The sequence below is a fragment of the Nocardia sp. NPDC052566 genome, from assembly GCF_044547285.1.
Taxonomy (GTDB): Bacteria; Actinomycetota; Actinomycetes; order Mycobacteriales; family Mycobacteriaceae; genus Nocardia.
Genome location: NZ_JBIUAF010000010.1, coordinates 275,333 through 296,875, shown reverse-complemented (window position 1 = coordinate 296,875; position 21,543 = coordinate 275,333). Strand labels below are relative to the sequence as shown.

At 68.9% G+C, this 21,543-nt stretch carries 21 protein-coding genes; 2 read left to right on the top strand and 19 right to left on the bottom strand.

What is annotated here, in order from left to right; translation table 11 throughout:
* Positions 1-112 precede the first annotated feature (112 nt).
* From ACIG5A_RS43515 to hisS, 3 genes are all read right to left on the bottom strand, one after another.
* Entirely contained in the window at positions 113-1,123 is a 1,011-nt protein-coding gene (locus ACIG5A_RS43515) for a malate dehydrogenase (protein WP_397251488.1), read from the bottom strand.
* A gap of 405 nt (positions 1,124-1,528) precedes the next feature.
* On the bottom strand, positions 1,529-2,179 hold the full coding sequence (locus ACIG5A_RS43510) for a hypothetical protein (protein WP_397251486.1): 651 nt from the start codon (positions 2,177-2,179) through the stop codon (positions 1,529-1,531).
* Between the two features lie 408 nt (positions 2,180-2,587).
* A complete protein-coding gene (gene hisS / locus ACIG5A_RS43505; protein WP_397251484.1) occupies positions 2,588-3,856 on the bottom strand; it encodes a histidine--tRNA ligase in 1,269 nt (422 codons plus the stop codon).
* A gap of 208 nt (positions 3,857-4,064) precedes the next feature.
* Between hisS and ACIG5A_RS43500 the strand changes: the two genes are divergently transcribed.
* Positions 4,065-4,883 carry a peptidylprolyl isomerase gene (locus ACIG5A_RS43500; protein ID WP_397251482.1) on the top strand — a complete coding sequence of 273 codons (819 nt, stop codon included), beginning with the start codon at positions 4,065-4,067 and terminating at the stop codon, positions 4,881-4,883.
* Positions 4,884-5,271: 388 nt separating this feature from the next.
* Entirely contained in the window at positions 5,272-5,823 is a 552-nt protein-coding gene (locus ACIG5A_RS43495) for a hypothetical protein (RefSeq protein ID WP_397251480.1), read from the top strand.
* A gap of 47 nt (positions 5,824-5,870) precedes the next feature.
* On the opposite strand, the gene ACIG5A_RS43490 is transcribed toward ACIG5A_RS43495, so the two are convergent.
* The 16 genes from ACIG5A_RS43490 to ACIG5A_RS43415 form a co-directional block, all read right to left on the bottom strand.
* Positions 5,871-6,257: a DUF4913 domain-containing protein gene (locus ACIG5A_RS43490; RefSeq protein WP_397251478.1), complete on the bottom strand. Its 387-nt coding sequence runs from the start codon at positions 6,255-6,257 to the stop codon at positions 5,871-5,873.
* Positions 6,258-6,288: 31 nt separating this feature from the next.
* Positions 6,289-8,109 (bottom strand): type IV secretory system conjugative DNA transfer family protein, encoded by a 1,821-nt coding sequence (locus ACIG5A_RS43485; RefSeq protein ID WP_397251476.1) that lies wholly within the window; start codon positions 8,107-8,109, stop codon positions 6,289-6,291.
* Positions 8,110-8,146: 37 nt separating this feature from the next.
* Positions 8,147-8,665, bottom strand: a complete 519-nt coding sequence (locus ACIG5A_RS43480) for a hypothetical protein (RefSeq protein WP_397251474.1) — start codon at positions 8,663-8,665, stop codon at positions 8,147-8,149.
* Positions 8,666-8,784: 119 nt separating this feature from the next.
* Positions 8,785-10,449, bottom strand: coding sequence for a peptidoglycan DD-metalloendopeptidase family protein (locus ACIG5A_RS43475; protein ID WP_397251472.1), 1,665 nt, complete (start codon positions 10,447-10,449; stop codon positions 8,785-8,787).
* Between the two features lie 52 nt (positions 10,450-10,501).
* Positions 10,502-10,810, bottom strand: a complete 309-nt coding sequence (locus ACIG5A_RS43470) for a transposase (RefSeq protein ID WP_397251470.1) — start codon at positions 10,808-10,810, stop codon at positions 10,502-10,504.
* 61 nt (positions 10,811-10,871) lie between these two features.
* Positions 10,872-13,181 (bottom strand): hypothetical protein, encoded by a 2,310-nt coding sequence (locus ACIG5A_RS43465; RefSeq protein ID WP_397251467.1) that lies wholly within the window; start codon positions 13,179-13,181, stop codon positions 10,872-10,874.
* Between the two features lie 7 nt (positions 13,182-13,188).
* Positions 13,189-14,679, bottom strand: a complete 1,491-nt coding sequence (locus ACIG5A_RS43460; RefSeq protein WP_397251465.1) for an SCO6880 family protein — start codon at positions 14,677-14,679, stop codon at positions 13,189-13,191.
* Positions 14,676-16,148 carry a hypothetical protein gene (locus ACIG5A_RS43455; protein ID WP_397251577.1) on the bottom strand — a complete coding sequence of 491 codons (1,473 nt, stop codon included), beginning with the start codon at positions 16,146-16,148 and terminating at the stop codon, positions 14,676-14,678. The genes ACIG5A_RS43460 and ACIG5A_RS43455 overlap by 4 nt, the downstream gene beginning before the upstream one ends.
* A complete protein-coding gene (locus ACIG5A_RS43450) occupies positions 16,142-16,975 on the bottom strand; it encodes a hypothetical protein (RefSeq protein ID WP_397251462.1) in 834 nt (277 codons plus the stop codon). The genes ACIG5A_RS43455 and ACIG5A_RS43450 overlap by 7 nt, the downstream gene beginning before the upstream one ends.
* Positions 16,969-17,784 (bottom strand): hypothetical protein, encoded by an 816-nt coding sequence (locus tag ACIG5A_RS43445; protein ID WP_397251460.1) that lies wholly within the window; start codon positions 17,782-17,784, stop codon positions 16,969-16,971. Before ACIG5A_RS43445 ends, ACIG5A_RS43450 begins: the two co-directional genes overlap by 7 nt.
* Complete coding sequence (locus tag ACIG5A_RS43440) at positions 17,781-18,425, bottom strand: hypothetical protein (RefSeq protein ID WP_397251458.1); 645 nt, start codon at positions 18,423-18,425, stop codon at positions 17,781-17,783. Before ACIG5A_RS43440 ends, ACIG5A_RS43445 begins: the two co-directional genes overlap by 4 nt.
* 29 nt (positions 18,426-18,454) lie before the next feature.
* Positions 18,455-18,739, bottom strand: coding sequence for a hypothetical protein (locus ACIG5A_RS43435; RefSeq protein ID WP_397251456.1), 285 nt, complete (start codon positions 18,737-18,739; stop codon positions 18,455-18,457).
* A gap of 1 nt (position 18,740) precedes the next feature.
* On the bottom strand, positions 18,741-19,037 hold the full coding sequence (locus ACIG5A_RS43430; RefSeq protein ID WP_397251454.1) for a hypothetical protein: 297 nt from the start codon (positions 19,035-19,037) through the stop codon (positions 18,741-18,743).
* A 37-nt stretch (positions 19,038-19,074) separates the two neighbouring features.
* Entirely contained in the window at positions 19,075-19,713 is a 639-nt protein-coding gene (locus tag ACIG5A_RS43425) for a DUF6668 family protein (RefSeq protein WP_397251452.1), read from the bottom strand.
* The gene (locus ACIG5A_RS43420) at positions 19,710-20,588 is read right to left on the bottom strand and encodes a MinD/ParA family protein (protein WP_397251450.1); all 879 of its coding nucleotides are present in this window, start codon (positions 20,586-20,588) and stop codon (positions 19,710-19,712) included. Before ACIG5A_RS43420 ends, ACIG5A_RS43425 begins: the two co-directional genes overlap by 4 nt.
* Before the next feature lie 13 nt (positions 20,589-20,601).
* Positions 20,602-21,522: a hypothetical protein gene (locus tag ACIG5A_RS43415; RefSeq protein ID WP_397251448.1), complete on the bottom strand. Its 921-nt coding sequence runs from the start codon at positions 21,520-21,522 to the stop codon at positions 20,602-20,604.
* Positions 21,523-21,543: the final 21 nt, after the last annotated feature.

Here is a 21,543-nt window from a genome sequence, read left to right as displayed (position 1 = left end):
CCCACATTGGGCATCGGGCCGCCGTCCTCGGTGAAACTCAACCTGACCGCGGTCGCCACACGGATCGGATCCGCGTGCCGACCGCGCTAGACGACTCGGTTCGGCGACTGCGTCAGGCGTGCTTGGCGAAGCCGAGGCCGATGACGGCGTCGCGTTCCTGGGTGAGTTCGGTGACGCTGGTGTCGATTCGGGCGCGGGAGAACTCGTCGACCGGCAGATCGGGAACGATGCGGTAGACGCCGTCCGCGCAGGTGACCGGGAACGAGCTGATCAGGCCCTCGGGGACGCCGTAGGAACCGTCCGACGGGACGGCCATGGAGACCCAGTCGTTTTCGTGGGTGCCGAGGACCCAGTCGTGGATGTGGTCGATCGCGGCGCTGGCGGCGCTCGCGGCCGAGGAGGCGCCCCGGGCCTGGATGATCGCGGTGCCGCGCTGCTGCACGGTCGGGATGAAATCGTCGGTGAGCCAGGCGCGGTCGTCGATCAGGTCGAGGGCGGGGCGGCCGTCGATGGTGGCGTGGGTGATGTCCGGGTACTGGGTCGCGGAGTGATTGCCCCAGATCGCGACGCGCGCGATATCGGCGGCGGGCGCACCGGACTTCTTGGCCAGCTGCGCGATCGCGCGATTGTGGTCGAGGCGGGTCATCGCGGTGAAACGCTCGGCGGGCACGTCGGGAGCGTTGCTCATGGCGATGAAGGCGTTGGTGTTGGCCGGGTTACCGACCACGAGCACCTTCACATCGCCTGCGGCACTGGCGCTGATCGCGGCGCCCTGCTCGGTGAAGATCGTGCCGTTGGCCGAGAGCAGATCCGCCCGCTCCATGCCCGCCGTGCGCGGCCGCGCACCGACGAGCAGCGCGACGTTCGCCCCGTCGAAGCCGACCCACGGATCATCGCTGATATCAATGGATTCCAGCAGCGGGAAGGCGCCGTCCTCCAGTTCCATCGCGACACCCTCCAGCGAGGACACCGCGGCCGGGATCTCCAGCAGCCGCAATCGCACCGGAGTGTCGGGCCCGAGCATCGCACCGGACGCGATACGGAACAACAGCCCGTACGCGATCTGACCTGCGCCACCCGTCACCGCGACGGTCACGGGCGCGTTCCGAGCTCCGGTGCTCACAACCAACTCCTTGCGCTAGAAGATCTCTCCTTCCCCACCCTAACGACCCTCACCACCCCCACCTCCCCGTCGTGAGCTACCAGACATTCACACCCCGACCACATACACCCCAGACCCCTCCGCAACCCGCACAGCCACCCCCCAACGCACATACCCGAGCCCACCGCTGGCCCCGCAGCAGCGATCGCCGCACACGAAATGCCACCTGCGGGCACACCAACCTCGCAATGCCACGAACCCGCATCAGCACTCAGTCGAAAACCTGGCCGTCAACGGTCAAACCACGACAAAGCGCCGCTCATACCTCACAAAGAGCGCAAGCCGACTCGAAAGGCGCACCGACGCTCAGCCGGGAACCAACCGCGACAGCCGAACAACAGGCAGTGCACGGCGAGAAAGGGGTACTCAGCCGAGTTCGGCGACTTCGCGGTCGGAGAGGACTATCGGTGAGATGTAGTCCTTTGCTCGTACCAGCTGCACGGCTCGGTACAGGGGGCGCTCGGTCAGGGTGGCGTCTCGGGCCTCGGCTCGCAGTTGTTGGACCAGCAGGGCCGAAACCGATACTGCCGCAGCCAGTTCGCTGGCGGCGAGGGCGTCGGCGAGGCGGCGCAGGCCGAGCAGGTGGAGTTCGCGGCCGCTGCCCGCGTCGGTGTACATGGCCAGCGGGATGGTCTGGATCTCCGGTCCGGCGGTGAGGCGCAGGACGATTCGGCTGAGGCGGGCCGGGAAGACCAGCACCTCGACGCCGGTCGCGGCCGCCACCTCGATGCGCCGCTCCCTGAATACCGTTCGCGCGTGAATGGTATTGCCCACCAGCCACATTCGGCGTCGTCGCAGGGCGAGCGAGTAGGCGACCGTCGGCGCGCCGACGACCACTCCGACGGCCACCGCGATCGGCCAGGCGAACATCGCGGCCGACAGCAGGCCCGCGCCGATCCCGATACCTCCGGCCGCCAAGGCCAGCCGCCGCAACATCGGCGCGTAGACCTCGGGCGCGACCAGATCGAGCCCTATCGGCGGAACCCCTTGTCCGTCCCCGGAATTCGCCTCCACCATCCCCGCCTCTCCGCGACCACACACATCGCGTGCTGCGTCAGGTTACCCCGCACACTCCCCCACCTCCCCCCGTTCGCCCCGATTGCTCCCCACCCGCGACCCACACCTGAAGCTGCGCCCGCCCGAGCGGTCGAGCGCACTCGAATGGCCACTGCCCCGCGCTGAGTACACCGTCCCACCTGATCGACGAGCGTGCACTCAGGCAGGCGCCACTCGGCGGTTGCCGCCGTAGTCGCACCCTCGCGCCGGGGCACGGGAGGGGTAGGTGAGCATGCACTCAGGCAGGTGCCGTCAGGCGGTTGCCGCCGCGATTGCAGGCTCGGGCGACGGGTGGGAGTGCGCGAGCACCCGGGCTCCGCAGGGGCCCGGGTGCTCGCGGGATGGGTTGGGCTGGTTGGGGATCGGCGGTCAGGCGAGGGATTCCTGGACGGTGGTGATGACGTCGTCGAGGGAGATCTGGCGCTGGTCGCCGGTGGCCATGTCCTTGACACCGATGGTGTTCTCGGCCAGGTCGCGGTCGCCGAGGACGAGGGTGAGCTCGGCGCCGGAGCGGTCGGCGGCCTTCATGGCACCCTTGACGCCGCGGCCGCCGTAGGCCAGGTCGACGCGGATGCCCGCGGCGCGCAGCCGGGCGGCGAGTACCACCATGCGCTGCTTGGCGGCGTCGCCGAGCGGCACACCGAAGACCTCGCAGCGCGCCGGATCGCCCGCCGTCTTGCCTTCGGCCTGCAGCGCGAGCACGGTGCGGTCGACGCCGAGCCCGAAACCGATGCCGGACAACGGTTGTCCGCCGAGCTGAGCCATCAGCCCGTCGTAGCGCCCGCCGCCGCCGATGCCCGACTGGGCGCCGAGCCCGTCGTGCACGAACTCGAAGGTGGTCTTGGTGTAGTAGTCGAGCCCGCGCACCATCCTCGGGTTCACCACGTACGGCACACCCAGCGCGTCCAGGTGGCCGAGCACCTGCTCGAAGTGCGTCTTGGCCGATTCGGACAGGTGATCGATCATCAGCGGCGCGTTCGCGGTCATCTCGCGCACCTCGGGCCGCTTGTCGTCGAGCACCCGCAGCGGATTGAGCTGCGCGCGGCGCTTGGTCTCCTCGTCGAGCGGCAGCCCGAACAGGAACTCCTGCAACAGTTCCCGGTACTGCGGGCGGCAGGTCTCGTCGCCGAGGGAGGTGATCTCCAGCCGGAAACCGTCGAGCCCGAGCCCGCGGTACCCCGCGTCGGCGATCGCGATGACCTCGGCGTCCAGCGCCGGATCGTCCACACCGATGGCCTCCACGCCGACCTGCTGCAGCTGCCGGTACCGGCCGGCCTGCGGACGTTCGTAGCGGAAGAACGGACCGGCGTAGTACACCTTCAGCGGCAGCTGGCCGCGGTCGAGCCCGTGTTCGATCACCGCGCGCATGACGCCCGCGGTCCCCTCGGGGCGCAGCGTCACGCTGCGGTCGCCACGGTCGGGGAAGGTGTACATCTCCTTGGAGACCACGTCGGTGGATTCGCCGACGCCGCGCGCGAACAGCGCGGTGTCCTCGAAGATCGGCAGCTCGATATGCCCGTACCCGGCCAGTCGGGCGGCACGGATCAAGCCGTCGCGCACCGCGACGAACTCGGCCGAGCCGGGTGGCACATAGTCCGGTACCCCCTTCGGGGCGGAGAAGCTGCTGGTCTTGGTCACGATGGTCAAGTTTCCACCACCACCGCCCGCCAAGTCCAACCGGTTATCCGCGCCACTCTCAGGAAGTATCGAGGCTGTCTCAGGAATAGATGGCACACTCTTATGCCGAACGTAACGACACCGCGGCGTGAGCGACGGGCTCGGAGGCGGTAGCTTGCCACGCAGGGCCCCGGGGGGCGCCGCCCATCGAACACGGAGGAAATCGGTAGTGCCGAGCAACGAACAGCGACGAGCGGCCGCGCAGCGCAAGCTGGAACGCCAGCTGGCCAATCGCGCCGCACGCGCCCGCAAGCGCAAACAACTCACCATCGCCGGCTCGGTGCTCGGTGTGGTTGTCCTCGTCGCCGCCGGCGTCGGCGTCTACTTCCTGACCAAGGGCGACGACGACAAGAGCAAGGATGCCGCGCTGGCGGGCTCGGTGAACTGCACCTACAACGCCTCGCGCCAGCCCGCGGCCAAACCGGTGAACAAGCCGCGCACCGACGGCATCAAGACCACCGGCGGCGACGCGAAGCTGAGTGTCAGCATGGACACCAGCGCGGGCCCGATCGGCCTGACCCTGAACAACGCCAAAGCGCCGTGCACGGTGAACAGCTTCGCCAGCCTGGTCGGCCAGAAGTATTTCGACGGCACCACCTGCCACCGGATGACCGCGGGCGAGGGCCTGAAGGTGCTGCAGTGCGGCGACCCGACCGGTACCGGCACGGGCGGGCCCGGCTACACCTTCGACGACGAGTACCCGGCCAACCAGTTCCCGCCGGGTGATCCGTCGGCGCAGATGCCTATTCCTTATAAGCGCGGTGTGGTCGCGATGGCCAACGGTGGCCCGAGCACCAACGGCAGCCAGTTCTTCCTGGTGTACGGCGATTCGCAGCTACCGCCCGCGTACACGATCTTCGGCACGGTCGACGAGCCCGGCCTCGCCACGCTGGACAAGATCGCCGCGGCGGGCCAGGACAACTCCGGCGGCCAGGGCGACGGCAAGCCGAATGTTCCGGTCGAGATCAAGAACATCCAGATCGACTGACGCGTGTCGCCGGACCGATCCGCCACGCCGGGGTAGAGTCCGCTCAGCGAGGGTAGGCGACCCTAATCGTACGGTTAGGGTCGACTTACACCGGAGATCCTCCGTTACTTTTCACCCGCTGCCGGAATTGTGCGATATATGCTGATAAGCGGCACGGCCGTACGGTTGAGTCGGAGCATTCTCGGGTAATCTCGAACCAAGGAGTTCCCGTAGCGTAGTCAAACCCTGACAGAGGGCGACCCCCACCCAGGGAATGCCACGCGACGAGTCCTCTGGGTGTCCACGTTTGCAGGCGGGGCATCGTTGCGACGGACTACAGTCGCGTGGCGGTGTCCGTGACGAAGCACCACAACATCCATAGTGATCACTGCAGCATCGGGGAGCAGCCATGTCCGAGGAACTGGACGACATCGGCCGTGAAGCCGCGGCCATGATGAGGACTATGTTGCAGCTTGCGACATTGGTCGCACTGCGCACCCGCGAACGTGGTCAACGAGAAGCGGAAGCCCGAGTCAAGGTTACCGAGGCCCGTCTGAAAGAGGCCCGGGAAATGCAGATCCGTGAGGCCCGCGATATGAAGGCCAAGGATCCGCGCAACACCGAACTCGCGCGACTCATGGAGAAGCCCGTCCAGAACCAGGGCGTCTCTTTGGAGAAGGACCGCTTCTCCGCGCAGGCGGAGGCCAGCCGCATGGCCGCGACCGCCGCCGCGCACGCGAAACCGGTGCTGCGCTACGACTCCCCCGAACGCCGCATGGCAATCGCCGCCCACCTGGCCAAGATCGGCATCGCCCCGGAACTCGCCGCGGTACGCATGCTGATCGAGGTAGGTCAGGCACAACCGCCGGGTGAGGCGGTGCGTGCCCGTCCCGATGAGGCGCCGACGGTCACCAGGGCCAGGGAACAGGAAGCCCGCGGACTCGAACGCGCCAGGCAGTAAACAGCCACGCCCGCCGGATCGGCGGGCGTTTCGCTATCCACTGATCGTCACATGCGGAAATCACCGATGGTCGGATCGCCGAACATGCCGTGCTGCGGCGACTTCAGCGGCAGCGGACTGAGCATGTCCTTGTGGCCGTTGCGCACACTGCAGTACTTGAACGGGCCCTTGGGGTCGAACAGCTTGGCCATGTGCGGATCGGCGTGATCGAGGAACCACACGCTCAAACCCGTTCGCCCATCGAGCCGATAGTGCTCCCAGGCCCGCCATAGCGCATCGAGCCTGGCCACCGCCTCGGCGTGCTGCCACCACTCCGGGCACCACACGGTGTCGCTCAGATCGGTGACCTGACGCCGATACACCAGGCTCAGATAATTCTCCACGAACTCCACCACGCTCGCGTAGATCATCGGTTGCTGCTGTTGTTCGGTCACAGCCGCACCTCACTGGCACTCGGCTCCATGCTCACAGTGGCCGAACCTCCTCAGGCATCCCGTAATCATCCGGCGGCGGTTTCTTGGTCAATGAAGTCGACCCGAACAAGTCCGAAATCTCCGTCTTGCGTTGCGGATCATGATGCGTGATGGACTTCTTCACCTCGGGAGCGTACTCGCCCTCCCACCAGGGCACGGTGCGAACGAGCACCGGCGGCGCGCCGGAGGCGAAGACGATGACACGCCCGCGCGGCAGCTGCGCGAGCGCCTGCACGCTGAAGGTTTTCGACGAACCGAGCGAGCGCGAATAGCTCTTGCCGCCTTTGGATTCCGAGACCGACGCCGACACCACCTCGAAGTCGCCGATCGCCTCGGAACGCTCGCGCAGGAAGTTCGCGTCGTCCACGCCGCTGCCGAGCACCTTGATATTGGCGGCGGCCCACAGCGCGTTCATCCCGCCCTCGCCCCAGCAGCGGGCGCCCTGCGCCCAGGACTGCAGCACCGTCATCACCACGATGCCGCGCGAGCCGAAGTGGCTGTACTGCTTGGGCAGATCCTTCCAGCGCACCACGTTCGCGGCCTCGTCGAGCACCGCGAGCAGCGGGATGGCCAAGCGCCCGCCCGCCGACTGCGACGCCTTGCGCATGGCCACGTCGATGACCGCCTCGGTGAGCGCGCTGACCAGCGGCGCCGCCGAGCCGCGCCCCTCGAGCGAGAGGCTGTAGAGGGTGCCGTTGCGCTCGATGAACTCGAGCTCGTCGAACTCCCTGCGGTCGCCGCCGCGGGTGATCCACGGGTGCACGTTGGACAGCTTGAGGCAGCGGATCATCTTCTTGGCGGTGCCGAAAATGCCACTGCGCGTCCGCGGATCGGTGTTGTACTGCGAGGAGAGACCAGATGCCGTGTAGTGGTGGCGTGCCGCGCGCAGCAGCTCGATCGGCTCGGTGTCCTGCGGGTTGGTCACCCACTCCCACACCTGCACGATCGGCCGATCGCCGACGGCCGCGGCCAGGAACAGCCCGGCGAGCAGATCCTCGGCCTCGGGATCGAAGAAGGAGTCGGTCTGCGCGTCGGAACCGTCGTCGCCGTCGGCGAAGTGGCCCGCCAGCCGCGCGGCCCGCATCTCGCAGCCCTCGTGGCGGGCGTCCACCCAGGACAGCGGGTCCCAGAACCAGCTCGGCTCCTCGCTGGCCACGCCCTGCGGGTCGAAGACGAACGTCGGACTTCCCTTGGCCTCGCGGACATCTCGGGTCGCGTCGACGACATCGCGCTTGTTCGAGGTGGCAAGCACCGGGCCGATGGCGGTGAGAATGGCCGGGATCACCCGCGAGGTGGACTTGCCCTGGCGCGGGCCCCAGATGTCCAGGTGCAGATCCTCGTAGGAGCCGTACAGCATCACCCCGTCGGCGACGCCGATGCCGATCGGCACGCCGGGCGAATCGTCGTAGCCGAGGCGGACGCCGAGCTGTTCGGCCTTCTCCCGCACGCCCGTCTCGGTGAGCGCGGTGATGGCGCTGCCGTTGCCCATCACATCGGCCTTCTCGTCCACCGGGAGCTTGCCCTTGCTCTTGCGCGCCTTCATGTTCCGGCGCAGGAAGACGTAGGCGAGCAGCGCCGCGACGACGAGCAGCACGATCACGGTCGAGGTGCGCGGCCAGTGCAGGTTGCCGCGCGCCAGATCGGCGACGATGGCGATCGGATTGATCGGGATCTTCTGCGGTGTCACCGCCATCGCGTTGCCGATGTGCAGCGCAAGCCACAGCGTGCCGAGGACGGCGAAGCCCGCATAGACCGAGTACAGGCTCAGGTCCGGCCCTATCGCGGCCGGATCCTGCACCTTCTTCTTCGCCATGTCTGCCTCCTGGAATGGACCGGAAAATGCTTGGTGTTCAGCGGAACGCGTCGAGCCGCCAGCCGTCGGGCGTGCGCACCACGGTGGCGATGACCGTGGCGGGCGGCAGGGGTTCCTTGCGCCCGTTCGGGTAGACGACGGTCTGCTCGATCCCGATCTTGAATTGCTGGATGCTTGGGTCGGGGCCCGCCGGGGGCCGCTCGCCCGAGGCGAAGGTGAAGGCGTCGACGCGTGCCTTCGCCGCGGCCCAATCCGCCCACTGCAACGTCGCCTTCGGCGTCTCCAGCCCGGTCGGCGCGGCATCGACGACCCGGATCAGGCTGGGGCCCAACCACTTCCGCGCACGGCCCAGGGAGGATCCCTGGGTTTCGGTGGCGGGCAGCCAGGTGTAGATCTCCTTCAGCGCGGTCACCGCGACACCCTCCGGCGTCACCGGATCGGGTGCGGGCGCGCCCTCGAGCAACCGGGCGGTCGACGTGGCGGGCTGTGCCGCACCGGGACCCGTGTCACCGCGGTCGCCGCTGCCGCAGGCCGCGCCGAGCATCGCGACGCTCATCACCAGTATCACCACCAGTTTCGCGCATGCGTTTGGACTGTCTTTCCAGGCTAGTCGCAACCGCGGACTATTCGGGAGTATGGTCACCGCCCGCTGTCCGGCGTGTTCCCCGCAATCCGTCACAGCACCCTCCGCACCCGCGCGCCACCGGGAACCGCCACCTCGGTGACGCCGCCGCGCGACCGGGCGTCCACGGCGGGCGCCGACTGGATCATCGAACCGCCGCCGATATAGATGCCGACCTGCGCGGGCCCGCGCGGGCCGAACGAGCTGAACACCAGATCTCCCGGTTGTGCCTTGCGCAGCGGCACTTCCACACCTGCCTCCCACTGTTGTTCGGCGGTGCGCGGCAGCGTCACCGCGCCGGAGGACGCGGCGAATACCGCGGCCGCGGTCAGGCCGGGCCCGTCGAGCCCGCCACCGGTCGGTCCCTGCGGACCGCCGCCGCCCCAGACATACGGCGTGCCGAGCCACTGCCGCGCGGCCTCGACGATCTGCGCGCTGCCGCCACCCTCCTGCGGTGTGAACCGGCCCTGCGCGCCTTGCGCGCGATACTGCGGCTCCATCGCCAGGATGTTCGCCACGTACGGCCAGGTCTCGGCGAAGTGCGCCGCGACCTGATTCGGCATACCGCCGGAGGCGAGCACCGCGCCCTCGCCCGCGTTGTAGGCGGCCAGGGTGAGCGAGACGATATCGCCCTGCACCTTGCCCTCGCCGAGCCAGCGCTGAATCTGGTTGGCGATGGCGCACATATAGCGGCCCTGGCCGATGATGGCGTCGCCGTCGTCCCATACGCTGGCCACCCCGTTGCCGTCGGCGTCGAGCACATAGGGCCTGCCGTCGTCCGGATCGGTCGCGGCCGCGGTGGTCGGCAGGAACTGCGCAAGACCCTGTGCGCCCGCGGGCGAGGTGGCGCCGCGCCGGAAGCCGGATTCCTGCCTGCCCTGGGCCGCGAGCAGCGACGGGGTGATCGCCGGGCACAGTGATCCGGCACGGCGATACCAGATTTCGAGTTCGGGCGGCACCTTGCCCGCGGCCAGCGCACCGCCCGCGGTGCCGAAACCGCGCACGCAGCGCGGATCGGCGGAAAAGGCCTTGGCGCCACCGACATCCGGCGTCGGCGCACCGTCGAGCCATGGCAGCGGGTCGATCTGGCGGCCACCGGTGAACCGGCCGCCCGGCACGATTTCGAAATGCAGGTGCGGGCCGCTGGATTCGCCCGCCGAACCGACCTGGGCGATGGGCTGGCCCGCGGTCACGGTGTCGCCGACACGCACGCCGACACCGCTGTCCCACATATGGCCGTAGACGGCGGAATACGCGCGGCCGTTGCTCGGGTCGATCGAATCGATGACGATCCAGTTGCCGAAACCCGAAGCCGGACCGGCGGCGACGACCTTGCCGTCGGAGACCGAGTAGATGGTGGTGCCGTCGGGGGCCGCCAGGTCGACGCCGAGGTGCGCACCGCCGCGCGCGCCGAAGGTGTCCGACACCACGAACTTGCCGACCTCCATCGGCATGGTGCGCCGGATCGGGCCCGCGCCCGCGGCCAGCGAGGGGGTCGCGGTCAGCGTCGGATTGGCTTGCCGCGTTGTCGAATTCGCACCCGCGGCGCGCGGATCGCCAGGGGCGTAGCCGCCGAACGGCGGCAGCGTGGTCGCCGAGCCGAGCAGCGGGGTTCCCTCGCACGGGTTGTCGACCGAGGGCAGCACGATCACCACGACCAGCGTCATCAACGCCAGCACCGATCCGAGACCGATCCACAGGATGCTGCGCGCGTTCACGACCGCACCGGCCGATCGACGGGCGCCGGCTCGGATCGGGCCGACGGTATTTTCACGTCTGGCGCCGTGCTTCGTTGAGCGTATCGGCCAGTGTACGGTTCATCTCCGCCGCGGCGGCCAGTTGTTGTTGCAGCACAGCCACTTTGCGGCGTAGCGCGGTGGCGTCGAGGCGCTCCAGGCTCGGACCCTCCGCGGCGCGGACCCAGTTGCGCACCGAATTGGTGTGCACCCCTATCTGTTCGGCGACCACGCGGCAGGCCTCGGACTCGCTGCTCAACTTCCCGGCGAGCGCGATGACCTGCTGCACGGCCGCCTGTCTGACCTCGGGCGAGACTCTCCGATACGACCGGTGCGGCATCATGCGACCCACCTCCCGAACCCGGCGGAGCGAGTCTTACGAGCGATGTTCGCGGCTCGTCTCGTCATGCGGCGCTCCCTCCCGCCGAATCGGAGTCCCGCGCAGTGGATTCGGTGAATTCGCTGAAGCGCTGGTTGGTTTCGTGGATGCCGCTTTCCTTCTCCGACAGGGTGAATTCCATGTGGAAGGGGATGCCGGGGCGGCGGTCCTCACCGATTTTCAGCAGGAATTTACCGGTACCGGGCGGCGAAGGCCGCTGCTGTCCCGGTTTGAGCGCCTCGCCCGTGAGCGCTTGCGGCGCTGACCATCCGGTCACCATCTCCTCCTCGGCGGACGTGAACGGAACGGTGCTGTCGAGGCGCTTGACCTCCTCGGCGGGCAGTGCGCCGAATATCTTGGCGCGGGCGCGTTCGAGGAAGCCGATCGCCTTGGCGATCGCGGCATCGGATCCGAGTGCTTGCAGGTCCTTGATGGTGTGGCTGATCATGATCAGCGCGGTGGCGATGGTGCGCTGCAGGCGGGTCAGCTCGTCGACCCGGTCGACCATGAAGTCGCCGAGGCCGAGCACCTGCCACAGCTCGTCCATCACCACCTGGAAGTAGCGCTGCGGGCCCATCTTCGCGTCGGCGAGCACGTGCGCGGCCTCGACCGAGGCGAAGCCGTCGGCCCAGCAGGCAAGCATGACAGCGGCTTTGAGCTTCTTGTCGCCGGTCGGGATGTGCGAGACGTCGATGCACACCGCGACGGCGCCGGTATCGATCGGCACCGTGGTCTGCCCGTTGAAGATCGCGCCGAACGGGCCCTGGGTGAGCGCGCGCAGCGAGCGGCGCAGGCCCTTGATCGCCACCTGGTATTCGGCCGCGTCGTCGGCGCCGGCGTCGAGCTGCAATTCGTCACCGCCCGCGACGATCACCTCGAGGAGGTTCTCCATGATCGGCGGCTGTTCCGGGGTGAAACCGCTGCCCGGCTGGTACAGGATGCGCAGCGCGGTGGCGATCAGCGTCTCCTCGTAGTCGCGCACCCGCGCGCCGCGCACCAGCTCGACCAGGCCTGCGATCAGCGTCACCTGCCTGGCCCGCATGTCTTGCAGCACTTGCATTTGCAGCGCGGGCAGCTCGTTGAGCCGCGGCACCACCGAGCCGAGTACACCGGCGGCGAGCGGGTTGAGCTTGCCGTGCCCGTAGCCGAGGTCGATCACCTGGCCGCCGACCAGCTCGACCATCTTGCGGTAGTCGGGCTTGACATCGGCGAGGATCAGCGGCGTGATGCCCTGCGCGATGCCGCCGAGCACGATCCGGCGCACCAGCGAGGACTTGCCGAAACCGTTGAGGCCGAGGACGAAAAGGCTCGGCGCGGTGATGAAGCTGCCGCGCATGAACCAGTTCATCGGATCGAAGCAGACCGGCGCGCCGGTGTGCAGATGCGAGCCGAGCGGTGTCCCGATCAGCGGCGCGCCCGCGCCGACCGACCACGGCCACAGACCGGCGACCTGCGCGGTGGTCGCGCGATATTCGACGGGGCGGCCGACCACGTTCATCCGGCCGCCGCCCGGGCCCGCATAGCCGCGGTCGGTGAGTTGGGCTGTGCTGCGGTCGAATCCGTCCTCGAAGGTGGCCTCGGCACGCGCGGCGTAGTTGCGCCTGCGGATATCGTCGGTGCGGATGCGGAACGACGCCCATCCGGCGCGCAACCCCGTCTGCTCCCTGGCGATCGCCTCCAGCTTGGCCCTGGTGACGTCGTCGAGCAGCGGTGGGCCGGACTGTTTACGCTTGTCCGCCTTGGCCTTTGCGCGCCGCGCCGCCTTGTCCTGCTGCGGTGCGCCCATCGCGCGGTCGGCGGTGTAATCGGTTTTCGCGACCCGCTGACCGCGGCTCGACTTCTTGGTGGTGCGATCGGGCCGCGGCGCGCGTGGCTGCCCGCCGTCGCGCGGCCTGCCGTTGCGCGCCGACTCGGCACGTGCCCGATCGGCGGAACCTCGTTCGCCACGGGGCTTTTCGCCACCGCGTCCGGCATCGCCACCACGGGCAGCATCACCACTACGCCTGGCATCGCCGCCGCGCGCCCGCCGCTCGGCCCCCTCCCGCGCCGAGCGCCGTTCCCGTTCGGGTGTCTCTTCGACGCCCGAACGCTCGTCGCCGCTCACCCGAGGCGCAGCGGCCGAAGGTCGCTTCGCGCCGGGCCGAGCGTCGCGAAGCGGCGTCTCGGCACTCGCTGGTCGCCGTGGCCGGTCCGGCATGTCCTCGATACCGGAGCGCTCACCACCGCGCGGCCTGCGCTCGGCGGGGCGCTCGCCCCAGTCGTCGTCGCGGCGCTGCCCGCGCCGGGGCGGGGCGCCATCGCGCTCCCGTACCGGCGGCTCGTAATCACGTGCCATGAATCACTCACCCCGCCAATGCCTTCGGAATGGTCGCGTGTTCCGGCAGGATCACCCCGCAGCCGAGCGAGGCCGCGAAGGCCGCCGCCTGGTAGCGGTAGCACCGCCGGATCTTCAGGCGCGCCTGCGTGGACAGATCGCGCGTGATGGCTTCGATACGCGGCAGATCGCCGCGCAGGGGCTCGGTGATGGTCACCAGCGCCCCGAAGCGGGTCACACCGTGACCCCGGGCTTGTTCCTCACGGGCTTGCTGAGTGGCGCCGACCCGCAGTGTCGCGGCGGCGGAGACGACGCCCCGTTCGCTCTGCTGTGCCACCAGCGCGTTCTTGAAGTCGTCGTCGACGATTTCGGCGGCGTCGGCGGCCGAGTGCGGGCGGTACACGATAGCGATTCGTTTGCGCGGTACCTCGGGATTGGGAGCAAGCAGTCGCTGCAGCACGCGTTCGTCCACCGCGCCCTCGGGTGCGGCGTCCATCTCCCAGGTGACCGAGCGGCCGCCGTCGTGCACCAGATGGTCCCATTTCTCGTCGTGCGAGACCGGTCCGGCGTCGGCCCAATCCAGGCCGTGCCCCCCGGGATCCGCGGCGGCGACCTCGAGATCGGCCTGCGACGCCGGGTCGTAGCTGCGCCGGATGAACGAGATCACCTCGTCGGCCGACATCGGCTGCGCGCGCACGCCCGCCTCCGCCATCGCGGCGCAGATGCCGGGCAGCCGACGGCCGATCTCCACCGCCTCCTCGGCCGGGTTCTTACGGCGTTCGGCGGTGGTGGCCTTGAAGGTGATGGCCACGCGCGGCAGCAGCTGCACCCGCTCCTGCGGCAGCTCGGTCGCCAGCTCGTACATCACCTGCTGTGCCAGCTCCGGCGCGTCCGGGCGGGTGATCGTGGAAACCTCGGTGAGCAAACGGTTTCCGGTCTCCGGCACGGTATCGATGACCGGGACGACGGCGACGATGTCGCTGGTCTGGCCGACCGAGGCGAGGAAGGTGCCCCACGCCGAGACCCAGCGGTCGATCACCGGCTGATCCACCGCCTCGTGGCCCTGCGGCCACGCGCGCAGCACCACCGTGTATTGCGCGAACTGCGGTAGGTGGATCATGCCGAAGCTGTAACCGCCCGCGTCGATGCCCTCGTACAGCTTCGACGGGGCGAGCAACCCCGGTAGCCGGGTGACCCCACCGGGGATGCGGGAGAACCGCCCGCCCCGGTACACGTGCTCGCCACGCTTACGCGAGCGCATCCAGTTGAACATCATTATTCCGTTCTCGTATCCGGAGCGGCCCCCTGTCCGCCACACCAGTGGAACCATCACGACCAGGCCGACGCCGCCGACGATCGCGCCCCACTTGAATCCGCCGACCAGCGCGCACAGCAGCGCGGTGATCACGACGACGAAGCCGAGCACGGTCTCCTCCCAGCGCAGGCCGAAAAGGCCTGCGCTGCGGGGCTTCTGCCACAGTCCGTACGAGCGCCGCTCGTAGGTGTCCGTTGTCGTCATCGCGGAATGGTGCTCCTCCCGAGGTCGGGCGACCGGTTCGCCCAGCGGTCGCCCGCGACGTCACCCATGGCTTGATCGGCCCGGCTCAGACCGCTGGTCGCGGCGCGTGCCGCGCCGACCCGGCCCGCCACCCTGGCCGCACCGGACTGTACTGCGCCCGAGCCCGACGGCCCGGAGGCGCGCGGCGGAGTTCCGCCGCCACCACCGCCGCCTCCGCGTGGCGAGGGCGGCCTGCCGCCGGTGCCGCGCGTGCCGCCCGCCCCGCCCGGCGGGCGCGGTCCGGTGGAACTGCCGCTGACGTACCCCGCGGAACCCGGTGCGGCCGTACCGCGTACGCCGACCGCCTTGGTACCCATGGCGCCGAGCGCCGCGACGCCGACGAGGGTGCCGCCCGCCGCGGTGAGACCGGAACCGCCGCTACCGACGATCGCGACCGCCGGGGTGACCAGGCGCATCAGCGCGGGCAGCACGAACGCGACGCTGCACAGCAGCACGACCGCGACCAGCATGCGTTGCGCCTCTTCACCTTCCGGCAGGCCGCCGGTCGAGGTGAGGCTGTCGACGTGGCCCGCGGTGGTGAACGCGATCATGTAGACGATCGCCGCCACCGGCTTCCACAGCATGAACGCGATGACCCAGCCGATCAGCTTCTGATACGACGACTTACCGACGTTCATCCCGGACGCGGCCGCGGCCAGCGGCAGCGCGCCCGCCGCGACGAGCAGCAGCCCCTGCCTGACGATGGCCAGTACGATCTGCGCCAGCGCGCCGAGCAGGCCGACGATCGCGATGATCAGCACCAGGCCCGGCGAGAAGGCTTGCAGTTTACTGGTTTTCACCATCAGCTCGGCCAGGTCCTTGGCGTTGCCGTTGGTCGACTCGCTGATGATCCACTCGGAGAAGCGATCCGAGGCCTGGGTACCCGCGACGATCACCGCGCCGAGCATCCAGGAACTGAATACCACCCTGGCGAACATGCGGAACGATTCGGCGGCCTCGTTCATCACCGCGCCGCGGCGCGCCTCGGCCAGCCTGGCGCCGGAAAGTATCACCGAGGCGATGAGTAGCAATATCTGCGCTTGATAGGTGTAGTCGTTGATCTTCGTGAACAGCGAACCGGAATCACTGGCCGCCTCGTTGGGCACCTTCATCCAGAATGTCAGCGCGAGAATAATGGCCTCGCCGAGGCCGTTCATCAGCGAATCGACCACCTTGCCGAAGGTGGAGTCCCACGCCTTGTCCTTGACCGCGTTCGCCGCTTGACCGGGATGGGAGGCGGCATTGCCCGCCTTGCACGCGGCCGACGCGGCGTCACCGAGGGAGAATCCGGGCAGGCCGACATTGTCGAGCGTGTCGTGCAATTCGTTGCACTTCTCGTCGAATCCGTAGGTCTGACCATAGGCCACCGTCGGCGTCGCGATCATCACCGTGAATATGACCGCGAGGATCGTGAACAGCCGCCTCACCATTGTGTCCACCCATCGATCGAGTCGATCGTCTCGAGCGGTTGTGCCTCGCTCGCGGACGATTTGAGTTTCCAGCCACCATCGCGCCATGCCATATTCAGTCTCATGGCCACCCAACTTCGCCCGCCGTGCAGGAAATCACGGGTCTTGCGGGCAATACGTACCACAGCGAATTCGTCACTATAGCTTTCGATTCGGAATGCGTCGGATGCGAACAACAGCGGTTTTGCCGACTCGGGTAGCTGCTCGGGGATCTTGCCCTCGGCCAGTTTCTTGTCGCGGTCGGCCTGTTCCTGGGGTGTGAGGATCACCAACTGCTGCCACAGGGCCCGATCGGTCGATCGAGCCGCCGTGCGCCAATAGATCTGCTCGGCCGCGAGCGCGGCGCCCTGCGGTGTGTGGCCCAAGCCGATCGGCACCCCGTTCTCGATCCCGGTCGGACCGTCGGTGGTGGAGAACGGAATCACCGGGCCGTTGTATATCCGCTGCCAGCCGCCCTGCTCGGTGGTGCCGCCGGGTGCCGCGGTGAGCCAATCCGGATCGGTCGGCTTACGCTGCCCGCCGTTCTGCGTAAGCGGCTGTCCCGCAGGGTTTTTCGGCAGGTCGAAGCGGTGTCCGAAAGCGTCGGCGTCCATTTCGGCAAATCCGGTCGCCGCAGGCGCTTCCGGCGCGGGCGCGTTCACCGAGCTCACATTGGTCCGCGTCACCCGATCGCCCTGAGCGGCGTTGTCGCGCACCGCGACAACGGTCACCGTCGCGGTGACGGCCACGGCGATCAGCGCGCCCGCGCCGTACAGCGCGAGCGGCGAGCGGCGGCGCGCGCTCACCATTTCGTCCACCCCGCCAGCGATTCGACGAAGTCGCCCCTGGCATTGGCGGAGGCGGCGGGCTTGAGGCGCCAGTCCCCCGCGTCCCACACCATCACCAGGCGCACGGCGATCCAGGTCTGCTTGCCGTCCTGTACCTCGCCGCGGGCCGCCAGCCGCAGAATCGCCAGATCGTCGGCGTAGTCGTCGATTTTGAACGCGTCGGTGGCGACGAAATATTTGGTGATCTTCTCCGGCTGCTGCTGCGGCAACCGGTCCGCGGCGAGTGCCTTGTCGTAGGCGGCGATCTGCTGCGCGTTGACCCGCACCTGCCGCACGTACAGATCACGGTCGGCGGGCCTGGCGTTGAGCCGGTAGGTGATCTGCGCCGCCGCGAGTGCCGCGCCCTGCGGTGTATGCGAATAACCAACGGCCAGGCCGTCTTCGATCCGGCTCGGCCCGTCGGAGGTGGAGAACGGCACCGAGGCGCCGTACACCCGCTGCCAGCCGTGCGGGCCGGTGGTGCCCTCCGGCGCCGCGGTCAGCCAGTCCGGATCCGAGGACTTGCGCTGGCGCGTGGGATCCTGCGTCAGCGGCTGTCCCGCGGGGTTGTTCGGGATGTCGACGCGCCTGCCGAGCAGATCCACGTCCGGATCGGCGAAGCCGGTGGCGTCGGCATTGCCGCCCTTGGCCACCGAGCCGCTCGCGGACGAATCGTCGCGGCTCACATACATGATCACGCCGACGATCACGATGAGCGCGAGCACGGCCGCGGACGCGACCGCGCCGAAGGAGACGCGATCGCGCGCGTACGGCTCCCTCTCGCTGCTCATTTCGGCGCCTCCAATGTCACGATGTCGGTGGGTAATACGTCGATGGCTTCGACGTGTCTTGCGGTCGATTCCGGGTCGGGCAGGCGTAAGCGCCAGTCCTTGCCGAACCACTCGACGGTGGTGTGGTTCACCGCGCGTGATTTGTCCGAGTACTCGGTATAGACGTCTACCGCTGAGCGGTCATCGGTGTAAGCCGTGATCTTGTAGCCGAGCAGTCGCGGTGCGTATTCCGGCGCCACCGGGCCGGTGATGGACAGCTGCAGCCTGCTCACCGCCCACTCGTCCTTGGCCCGGTCCGGCACCACCTCCTGGGCCGCGACCTTGCCCCACTGGCCGTCGACCGCAACCGAGAGCCGCACCTGGTGGATGATCGCGGCGAGCGCGGCGCCGACCGGCGAGCGCTCGAAACCCGTTGCCGCGCCGTCGACCGTCTGCTTCGGCCCCTGATCGGCGTGCGGCAGCGACACACCCTGGTAGGCCTGCCAGCGCACGCCGGTCGGCGCGGCCGACAGATCGGACCGGTCGCGGTCATCGCCGCCACCGCAGCCGACGGCGGCCATCAGCAGGGCAACCCCGACCGCCGCCGAACCGCGCGCCCGGTAACGCCGGAGCGCGCCACTCGGGCAATCACGTCGCGTCACTGTGGAATTCATCGAGGATCCCGGATGCTTCACGCCGGCAGGAACGCGAGGGCGATCCCGGAGGCGGTACTGGCGACGATGGCACCGAGCAGGCTCATCAGCACGCCGTGCGAGGCGTCGTTCATCGCCAGATCGCTGCGGAACGCGAGCCACAGCCGACCGGCGGAGACGATCATCCACGCCAGGCACACCAACAGGACGAACCAAAGCAGCCAATTCAGCAGGTGCATCAGCGGTTCCAGCACCTCGGACGGCATTCGCTTGTACGCGAGCAACTCTGCCGCCGACATCCGCGTTTCAGTTGTCTCGGACATCTCAGGTGCCGATGACCGCGTTCATGATGGTGCCCGCGCTGGTCGCCACCACACCACCGATCATGGCGCCCGCCACCATCTTCGGCGATTCGAGTCCACCGCCGGTCCACTTCTCCCAGGCGAATTTGCCACCCGCGTAGGTGATGCCACAGATACCGGACAGCAGGACGAACCAGGTGAGGTACCGGACCAGCTGGAGGATCTTCTCCGAGCCGGGCGGCGCCTCGGGAACCGGATTGCCGACCTGCGCCAGGACCGTGCCGTACGTGTCCTGCACGGCGAGGAGCAACATACTCATCGGACACCCTCCTGGAAACGTGTACTAAGGTTTACGCTCACTCGTCCTCCCCGAAATCTGTACTCGCACTGAGATTCTCGCGCACGGCGGCGACGATGTCGTAACCGAGCTCTCTGATGTCGAGCGGGACTTCCTCCAGCGGGTCGATCTTGCGCTTCTTGTGCGGCAACGGATCTCCCGGCGCCCACACCGGCAGCTTCTCCGCCTCGACCAGCGTCCACTCCTCGTACCACGGCACCTGCCACAGCTGACCGGCCAGCGAGCCGACCACGTCGCGGTAGCGCCTGATCTCGGCGGGCAGCCTGCCGGGCCGGGCGGCGACGGTGATCAGCCCGAGCACGTCGACGCCACCGGCGAAACCCGAATGATGTTGGCGCAGAAGGTCATGCGCCCGGGTGAGACCCGAAATGGTCTCTCTGGCAACCAGAACGACGAAGGGCGATTCACGCTCGAAGACGCCGGGCCAGCGGCGGCTCGAATCCGCCGCGGGCGCAAGCACATGCGCGAGGGTACTGGCTCCGGCACCGCCATGCACACCCAGTAACCAGACCAGCGGCGCCCGGCCGACACCGGGGACGGGACGGTCCCAGATCGGCGCGCGACGCGATTCGGGAGGGGCGACAACACCGGCGGGGGCGGCTTCGGGGCGGCGAGGAAGATTCATGGCGGCGGTCATGATGCCACCCCGGCGAGCAGGCGCCCATAGGCCCGGCGCGTCTCGGCCGCCAGCGAGGCGTGCCGGACGAGTTCGCCGCGGGCCAGATGCGGATCGTACGGGATCTCCCTGATATCGCGGACCCAGCCGGACAGGTGTTCGCGCAAATGATCCGCAACGCGCGACTCGCCACCCGGATGCTGGTGTGAGACAACGATTGTCGTATCGCCGACGATGCCGGCACCCTGTCCCTCGGCCGAGTCACCGAACTGGTCGTCGAGCCATTCCAGGGTCACCCGAAGCCGGTTGGCCGCGTCGGCGCGTGCCGGAATGGCAAGTACCAGAGCAACATCCGCGTCGGCGAGCAGCGGACGCAGCTGACGCCCGGCAATCGGGCTGCCGCCGTCGTACACCGCGGTGTAGCCCGCGTCGTCGACCGCGCGCGCGACGGTCAAATACGTGGCGCGTCGCCGCAACGGCGCGGCGTCGCGCCAGAGCAGTCCGATCCCTGAGCTCGCGCGCGAGAGGCACTCCTTCAGCGGCGCGGGCTCGTCGTCGCCGCGCCCGTACAACCATGACTGCAGGCTGATCGGATGCAGGTGTTCGTCGGCGCCGCGTAGCGCCAGATCGCTGCCCGCCGCCGTCGCGTCCACCGCGATGGTCGGTATCCCGGCGACGCCGAGTTCGCCCGCGATGCCGAGTGCGGTGGTCGTCGTGCCCGCGCCGCCGCAGCCGCCGACCACCAGGATCGGGCGCTGGACCGGTTCGGCGTAGTCGTCGTCGGAGCCCTTGCCGCGTCGCAGGCGCACCACCGGAGCCGTACCGCGCGCGTCCCCACTCGACGGCCCGTCCTGCGCGGGTGCCTCGTCGAGCCAGCGGCTCCAGTCCTCTGCCATTTCCTCTTCTCCTCTATCCGGCCGCGATACCCGTGATCAGGGTGCGACCGCCGATCACCGCGGTGGTGACCGTCTGCTTGTACGTGGCGGGGACACCGCCGGGCCGATATTCGGTGACCTCCACCGAGTACTTGCCCTCGGCGAGCGTCGCGATGCGCACGCAGTGCGTAGTACCCACCGGAATGGAGTCGATGCCACGCTGGATCAGCGGTGCGGGCGCCACGTTCGCGTCGGGCGCGACCACCTGCCTGACCTGCTCACCGGAGCGCGCCACGTAGTAGGCGTGCTGGAAGGCGAGCACCGCGTCCGGTCCGCTGCCGGTGCCACCGGCCTCGGCGCTGCGCAGCGTGCCGCCGGTGCGTTCGGTCGGGCAGGCGCCGGGCAGGAGACCGGGCGCCGGGCTCGAATGGTTGCTGCCCGCGGTGAATTGCATGGTGGCCGGTGTGCCGGTGGCGGCGCCCTGACCGGCCCGCAGCAGATACATCACTCCGGCGGCGGCCGCGGCGAGCAGTACGACGGCGACGATCAGCACCGCGATCACCCGGCCGCGCCGGGAGCGCCGACGCTCACGCGCCGCCTTGCGTAGGTCCTTGGCAGACGCGGGTGCCGCACCCGGTGCGTAGTCGTCCTCGTCCGGCCACGGGAAGCGCACCAGGTCGCCGTCGCGCGGCTCGGCGTAATCGTCGTCCGGACCGGGGGCGCGGCCGTCCACCCAGTCCGACCAGCCGCCGGTGAATTCGGCGCGCCGCGACGGCAGATCGGGCGGCACCTCCGCCTTGACGCGCTCGGCCTCGGGATCTTCCTCGCGAATGTAGTGCGGGTACCTGGCGGGCCCGTCGTCGTCGAAGGGAGCGTGCGGTGTCACCGGGCGCGCGCCCGGTTCGGGCTCCAGCGCCTCGTACCACCGGGACAGGTCTTTGTACGACTTCAACATTCCCCCATTCCCGCGGAAGGC

Excerpts from the sequence above, each read along its gene's own strand:
- ACIG5A_RS43510 (WP_397251486.1), bottom strand. The coding sequence starts at position 2,179 with ATGGTGGAGGCGAATTCCGGGGACGGACAAGGGGTTCCGCCGATAGGG.
- ACIG5A_RS43495 (WP_397251480.1), top strand. The coding sequence starts at position 5,272 with ATGTCCGAGGAACTGGACGACATCGGCCGTGAAGCCGCGGCCATGATG.
- ACIG5A_RS43485 (WP_397251476.1), bottom strand. The coding sequence starts at position 8,109 with ATGGCGAAGAAGAAGGTGCAGGATCCGGCCGCGATAGGGCCGGACCTG.
- ACIG5A_RS43480 (WP_397251474.1), bottom strand. The coding sequence starts at position 8,665 with ATGAGCGTCGCGATGCTCGGCGCGGCCTGCGGCAGCGGCGACCGCGGT.
- ACIG5A_RS43470 (WP_397251470.1), bottom strand. The coding sequence starts at position 10,810 with ATGATGCCGCACCGGTCGTATCGGAGAGTCTCGCCCGAGGTCAGACAG.
- ACIG5A_RS43465 (WP_397251467.1), bottom strand. The coding sequence starts at position 13,181 with ATGGCACGTGATTACGAGCCGCCGGTACGGGAGCGCGATGGCGCCCCG.
- ACIG5A_RS43460 (WP_397251465.1), bottom strand. The coding sequence starts at position 14,679 with ATGACGACAACGGACACCTACGAGCGGCGCTCGTACGGACTGTGGCAG.
- ACIG5A_RS43455 (WP_397251577.1), bottom strand. The coding sequence starts at position 16,148 with ATGGTGAGGCGGCTGTTCACGATCCTCGCGGTCATATTCACGGTGATG.
- ACIG5A_RS43450 (WP_397251462.1), bottom strand. The coding sequence starts at position 16,975 with ATGGTGAGCGCGCGCCGCCGCTCGCCGCTCGCGCTGTACGGCGCGGGC.
- ACIG5A_RS43445 (WP_397251460.1), bottom strand. The coding sequence starts at position 17,784 with ATGAGCAGCGAGAGGGAGCCGTACGCGCGCGATCGCGTCTCCTTCGGC.
- ACIG5A_RS43435 (WP_397251456.1), bottom strand. The coding sequence starts at position 18,739 with ATGTCCGAGACAACTGAAACGCGGATGTCGGCGGCAGAGTTGCTCGCG.
- ACIG5A_RS43430 (WP_397251454.1), bottom strand. The coding sequence starts at position 19,037 with ATGAGTATGTTGCTCCTCGCCGTGCAGGACACGTACGGCACGGTCCTG.
- ACIG5A_RS43425 (WP_397251452.1), bottom strand. The coding sequence starts at position 19,713 with ATGACCGCCGCCATGAATCTTCCTCGCCGCCCCGAAGCCGCCCCCGCC.
- ACIG5A_RS43420 (WP_397251450.1), bottom strand. The coding sequence starts at position 20,588 with ATGGCAGAGGACTGGAGCCGCTGGCTCGACGAGGCACCCGCGCAGGAC.
- ACIG5A_RS43415 (WP_397251448.1), bottom strand. The coding sequence starts at position 21,522 with ATGTTGAAGTCGTACAAAGACCTGTCCCGGTGGTACGAGGCGCTGGAG.